Consider the following 5,594-nt stretch of genomic DNA (forward strand, 5'->3'; position numbering starts at 1 on the left):
CGGCGCCGGCTCGACCCGGCGCGGCACCGCAGGACGCGGCGAAGCGGATCGACGATCGCCAGAAGCAGATCTTCGGGACGCTCGAGCAGCGCAGCCGGGAAGGGCAGGAGCTCGGGCGGCTGGCCCAGGAGCGGGGCGCGTCGAGCCAGGTGAAGGACCTCGGCAAGAAGCTCGTCGACGACCACGCGCGCGTCGAGCGCGAGCTCGGGACGATCGTCGCCGAGCGCGGCGGCAAGCCGAAGGACATGTCGGGCCCGAAGAACGAGCGCGACGCTCACGACGCGATGATGAAGCAGCTCCGCGGCAAGTCCGGCGCCGACTTCGACCACGCGTTCCTGCAGCAGGTCGAGTTCGCCCAGCGCAGCCAGCGCGCGGATCTCCAGCGCTGGCGCGACGAGACGCCGGGCGAGGACGCGCGCCTCAAGAAGTGGCTCTCCGACACCGAGGTGCTGGCCGAGTCGGACCTGCTCGCCAGCCGGAACGCGATCTCCGCGCTCGGCATGAAGTGGGAGCAGGACCCGCGCCACCCGCAGCAGCAGCCGGATCAGCAGCGCGCCGCGCGGCGGCCGCCGCGAGCGCCCTGGGGCGGGGAGTAGGGGAAGAGCTCGGTGCGCCAGGGGCGCCACGCGACCCCGGGATCAGGCGCCGGTGTCGGTGAGGCGGCGATAGGCGGCGAGGTGCCGGAGCGCGTCGGCGCTCCGGCCCAGCCGCTCGAGCAGGCGTGACGCGTTGTAGTGCGCGTCCGCGAGCGCGGGGTCGGCCTCGATGGCGCGCGCGTAGGCCAGCAGGGCCTCGTCGTCGAGCCCCTGGTCCTCGAGGGCCACGCCGAGGTTGAACGACGCGAGCGCGCGCTGCGAGGTGGCGGGGAGCGCGCGCCGGTAGTGGAACTCGGCCGCGCGCGGATCGCCCGCCTCGTGCAGGAGGCGCCCGAGGTTCAGGTGGGCGCCCGCGTGGTCCGGATCGAGCCCGAGCGCGCGCCGGTAGGCCTCGACCGCCTCCGCGGGCGCGCCGTCCTCCAGGTCGCAGCCCCAGCGGTACCAGGCGTCCGCGTCCAGCTTCGCGCCGCCCGGCGGCCGGCCGGAGCGCACGAGCGGCGCGACCTTGCGAGCGACGTCGCGCACCTCGAAGTCGAGGAGGACCTGCCCGGTGTCCGGACGCCAGCGCGCGCCGCCGTCCTGCACCACCACGTTCCGCCCGTCGGCGAGCACCCGGACCCCGGCGAGCGACCGATCGTGCGGCAGCTTGGCGCGGATGTCGCCGAGCGCCCGGCGCACGCGCGACGGCGGCACCTGCGCGTGGACGAGCTCGGCCGCGGCGCGGAAGAGGACGAGGTCCTGGAATGCGAAGCGGAGCTCGTTGCGAGGTCCGCGGCGCGGCATCACGAACCCCGCGCGCGCCAGGCGGCGGATCTCCGCGACGGGCAGGCCGAGCAGCCGGGCGACGTCGGTGGCGCGATACACGCGCCCCACCATCGCACGGCGGGGTCACTTGCGGGAAGTGGTGGCCTTGCCGCGCTCGTCCGCGTCCCGCCGCGCCCGCTTCGCCCCCTTGCGCTCTCCGGCGTCGGCCGCGGGTGGCGCGGCGCGCGCGGGGCGCCGGCTCTCGCCGCGCGCGGCGTCGATGCTCGCCTTCAGCGCGTCCATGAGGTCGATCACCTGCGCCGCCGGCTCGGCGGGCGCCGCGACCTGGATCTCCTGGCCCTCCACCTTCTTCGCGATCGCGGCCTCGACGCGCGCCTTCACCGCGTCCTCGTACTGCTCCGGCCGGAAGGCCTCCGACGCGGTCTGCTCGATGAGCTGGAGCGCGAGCTGGATCTCGGTGTCCTTGGGCTGGGCGTCGTCCACGGGGACCTCGTCCATCGGACGGACCTCGTCCGCGTGGAAGAGCTGCTGCATCACCAGCCGCCCGTCGCGCGCGCGGATGAGCACCAGGTACTGCTTGCCCCGCGCCGCGTAGCGGGCGAGGGCCGCCTTGCCGGCGCGCTCGAGCGCGAGGGCGAGCAGCCGGTAGGCCTTCCCGCCGCCCTTGTCGGGGCCCAGGTAGTAGGCGCGGTCGAAGTACACCGGGTCCACCTGCGCGGCCGGGACGAACTCGGCGATGTCGATGGTCTGGGTGGCGATCTCGTCGAGCGCGCGCAGCTCGTCGGGCGTGAACGTGACGTAGCGGTCCTTCGCGAACTCGTAGCCCTTCACCATCTCGTCGCGCTCCACCTTCACGCCCTCCTTCGCGCAGACGTACTGCTGCTTGAGGCGCGAGCCGCACGCCGCGTGCAGGAGGTTGAACGAGATGGAGGCGGAGGGCTGCGTCGCCGGGTAGAGGCGGACTGGGATCGACACGAGACCGAAGGAGATCGTGCCTGTCGCGATCGAGCGGGGCGCCATGCCTCCTTACATTAAGGGAGCGAGCCGCGCGTGCCCGATCGTCTCGACAGCTACCGCGCCAAGCGCGATCCGGGCCGGACGCCCGAGCCCTTCGGCCCCGCGGAGGACGGGGCGCGAGCGCCGGACGCTCCGCGGCTGTTCGTCGTGCAGAAGCACGCCGCGCGACGTCTCCACTGGGACTTCCGGCTCGAGCTCGGGGGCACGCTGCGCTCCTGGGCGGTCCCCAAGGGGCCCTCGGCGGATCCCGCCGACAAGCGCATGGCGGTCGAGGTCGAGGACCACCCGGTCGAGTATGCGGGCTTCGAGGGCACCATCCCCACCGGCAACTACGGCGCCGGCGCGGTCATCGTGTGGGATCGCGGCGTGTGGCGCCCGGTCGGGGTCCCGTACGACGGGCTGGCCCGGGGCAAGCTCGTCTTCCAGCTCTCCGGCTACAAGCTGCACGGAGAGTGGACGCTCGTCCGCACGCGCGTGGCCCAGGGCGGCAAGCAGCAGTGGCTGCTCCTGAAGCACCGGGGCGACGCGTGGGCCGGCCCCGGGCGCGAGTTCGCGCAGGAGTCGGTCCTCTCGGGCCGCCTGCTCGAGGAGCTCGCCGCGGGCGAGGGCCGCGCGGAGCGGGCGGTGCGGGAGGCGGAGCGGCTCGGCGCGCCTCGGCGGGCGCTCTCGCGGGCCGACGCCCGGCCGATGCGCGCGACGCCGCGCGGCAAGCCGTTGCGGGGGGAGGGGGAGGGCTGGCTCTTCGAGGTGAAGTACGACGGCTACCGCCTCGTCGCCCGGCGCGAGGGGACGCGCGCGACGCTCCTCACGCAGCGCGGCGAGGACGCGACCGCGCTCTACCCCGAGATCGCGCGGCCGCTCGAGGCGCTGCCCGTCGACGCGATCGTCGACGGCGAGGTCGTGGTGCTCGGGCCCGACGGCCGCCCCGACCTCGCTGCGCTCGAGGCGCGCGCACGGCTCGCCCGTCCGCGAGACGTCGCGCGCGCCGCGCTGGAGCGCCCCGCGACGTTCTTCGTCTTCGACCTCCTCGCCCTCGGCGGCCTGGACGTCCGCGCCCTCCCGCTCGCCGAGCGGAAGCGCCTCCTCGCGAGCGTCGTCCCGCAACTCGGGCCGGTGCGCTACGCGGAGCACGTCGAGGGGCGCGGCGAGGAGCTCCGGCGCGAGGTGAGCGCGCGCGGGCTCGCCGGCATCGTCGCGAAGCGCGCCGACGCTCCCTACCGCGCGGGCCGCTCCGCGGCGTGGCTCGACATCCCGGCGGCGCGGAGCGCCGCTGAGGCACGCGCGCCGCACGACGCGTCGCCGCCCGTGCCGCACCCTGCGCGTCCCGCGCGCCGGGTGGAGGTGACGAACGGCGAGAAGGTCTGGTTCCCCGCGGACGGGATCACGAAGGGGGACGTCGTCGCGTACTACCGCGCCATCGCGCCCTTCATGCTGCCCTACCTGAAGGACCGGCCGCTCGTCCTCACGCGCTATCCCGAGGGCATCGACGGGAAGAGCTTCTTCCAGAAGGACGCGCCCACCTGGCGGCCGGAGTGGCTGCGGACGGTGCGGATCCGTGGCGAGGACGCCGGGCGCGAGCTCGATCACTTCCTCGTCGACGACGCGGACGGCCTCGCGTGGATCGCGAACCTCGGCACGATCCCGCTGCACGTGTGGTCGAGCCGGGCGGGCGCGCTCGAGCGCCCGGACTGGTGCGTCGTCGACCTCGATCCCAAGGACGCGCCCTTCGAGCACGTCGTGCGCATCGCGCGGGCGCTCCACGCCCTCTGCGACGAGCTCGGGCTGCCGTCGTATCCCAAGACGACCGGGCAGAAGGGCCTGCACGTGCTCGTGCCGCTCGGCGGTCAGCTCACCCACGCGCAGTCGAGGACGCTCGGCGAGCTCCTCGCCCGCGCGATCGAGGCGGAGCTCCCGGAGATCGCGACCACGGCGCGCGCCCTCTCCGCGCGCGGCGGCCGCGTCTACCTCGACTTCCTCCAGAACGGCTTCGGCAAGACCATCGCCGCGCCCTACGCCGTCAGGCCGAAGCCGGGCGCGCCGGTGTCGACGCCGCTGCGCTGGAGCGAGGTGACGGCGCGGCTCGACCCGTCCCGCTTCACCCTCCGCAACGTCCCGGGCCGCGCGCGCCGCCTTCGCGCGGACCCGCTCTCGCCGGTCCTGACGGGGAAGCCGGACCTCATGGCCGCGCTCGAGCGCCTGCGCGGGCGAATGGCGGGTGGAAACGGCGGAGCGCGGCGGCGCGCGCAGCGCGACGGCCGGACGGCGGAATAGGCGACGCGGCGCGCCGTGTCGCCTGGACGCCCACTCCGCTGGAGCCATTGTCCAATGGGGGGCAATCCGGACGAATGCGGTGGACAATTTCGACCACCGGGCTATGTTCCTGGCTCCCTGAATGGAGCAATCCAGCATGGCACGCCAGTCCAGCATCGACGACATCCTCCGCGAGACGGCCGACGAGGTCGTCGCCCGCGTCTCCTCGGCCATCGCGCGCCACGTCGGCGACCTCGTGCAGGAGGGCCTCCGGCGCGAGCTCGGCAAGAACGTCGTCGCGCGGCGCGTCACTCCGGCCGCCCGCCGCGGCGAGATCACGCGCTGGGTCGCGGACACGCGCGCCCGCCGCGTCCCGAACTTCGTCATCGAGGCGACGGGGCTCGACACCAAGAAGAAGATCGTCGCCAAGTTCGGGGCGAACGCGGCGTTCGAGAAGGGCAAGCCGCTGCCCAAGGCGAAGGCCGCGTAGCCGGGTCCGGCTACTCGCGCTCCGCGAGGCCGCGCAGGTGCCCGGCGCGCTCGAGCGCGCCGATGCAGGCCGTCGCGGCGCTCGCCTCCACCCAGAAGCCGGCGCCGCGGCGCGGCTGGTTCGAGCCGAGCGCGGTGGGCGAGGCGAACGTCTCGAGCTCGATCGCGAACTCGAACCCCGCGTCCTCGAGCGCGGCCTCGACCGCCTGCGCCTCCTCGAGCGTCGCCGCGAGGTAGACGCGCGCGATCTCCGTCCCCTCGACGAAGTCTTCCATGTCGATGCGGGCCATCCGGACCGTCCCTCCGCCGCCCCCAATCTAACCTCGGCGCGCCGCGGGCGTGCGGTATCCTCGCGGGCGTGATGACGCCGCTCTCCCGGAAGGCCCCGCGCTCGGCGCGCGCGGCGCTCGCCGCAGTCCTCGTCGCGCTCGCCGCCCCCCCGCGCTGGCGCAGGCGCCCTCGGCGCCGCCCGCGGAG

At 74.8% G+C, this 5,594-nt stretch carries 6 protein-coding genes; 3 read left to right on the forward strand and 3 right to left on the reverse strand.

From position 1 onward, the window contains the following. Positions 1–596: DUF4142 domain-containing protein (locus tag MNZ39_RS22930; RefSeq protein WP_242341413.1), on the forward strand; the 596-nt coding region annotated here is incomplete at its 5' end. A 42-nt stretch (positions 597–638) separates the two neighbouring features. Here MNZ39_RS22930 and MNZ39_RS22935 read toward each other — a convergent pair. Continuing rightward, a complete protein-coding gene (locus MNZ39_RS22935) occupies positions 639–1,460 on the reverse strand; it encodes a tetratricopeptide repeat protein (RefSeq protein WP_242341414.1) in 822 nt (273 codons plus the stop codon). 24 nt (positions 1,461–1,484) lie between these two features. Then, entirely contained in the window at positions 1,485–2,381 is an 897-nt protein-coding gene (locus MNZ39_RS22940; RefSeq protein WP_242341415.1) for a Ku protein, read from the reverse strand. 30 nt (positions 2,382–2,411) lie between these two features. On the opposite strand from MNZ39_RS22940, the gene ligD reads away from it, so the two are divergent. Both ligD and MNZ39_RS22950 read left to right on the forward strand, forming a co-directional pair. Continuing rightward, positions 2,412–4,649 carry a non-homologous end-joining DNA ligase gene (gene ligD / locus MNZ39_RS22945; protein WP_242341416.1) on the forward strand — a complete coding sequence of 746 codons (2,238 nt, stop codon included), beginning with the start codon at positions 2,412–2,414 and terminating at the stop codon, positions 4,647–4,649. A 136-nt stretch (positions 4,650–4,785) separates the two neighbouring features. Next, positions 4,786–5,118 (forward strand): hypothetical protein, encoded by a 333-nt coding sequence (locus MNZ39_RS22950; RefSeq protein ID WP_242341417.1) that lies wholly within the window; start codon positions 4,786–4,788, stop codon positions 5,116–5,118. A gap of 10 nt (positions 5,119–5,128) precedes the next feature. Here the strand turns inward: MNZ39_RS22950 and MNZ39_RS22955 are convergent, their stop codons facing one another. Then, positions 5,129–5,407 carry a hypothetical protein gene (locus MNZ39_RS22955; protein WP_242341418.1) on the reverse strand — a complete coding sequence of 93 codons (279 nt, stop codon included), beginning with the start codon at positions 5,405–5,407 and terminating at the stop codon, positions 5,129–5,131. Positions 5,408–5,594 lie beyond the last annotated feature (187 nt).

Origin of the sequence: Anaeromyxobacter sp. SG66 (assembly GCF_022690805.1) — a bacterium.
In the GTDB taxonomy this organism is placed as follows: Bacteria; Myxococcota; Myxococcia; order Myxococcales; family Anaeromyxobacteraceae; genus Anaeromyxobacter; species Anaeromyxobacter soli.

Bases quoted from the DNA above. Each gene is read 5' to 3' on its own strand.
- MNZ39_RS22940 (WP_242341415.1), bottom strand. From the start codon at position 2,381: ATGGCGCCCCGCTCGATCGCGACAGGCACGATCTCCTTCGGTCTCGTG.
- MNZ39_RS22950 (WP_242341417.1), top strand. From the start codon at position 4,786: ATGGCACGCCAGTCCAGCATCGACGACATCCTCCGCGAGACGGCCGAC.
- MNZ39_RS22955 (WP_242341418.1), bottom strand. From the start codon at position 5,407: ATGGCCCGCATCGACATGGAAGACTTCGTCGAGGGGACGGAGATCGCG.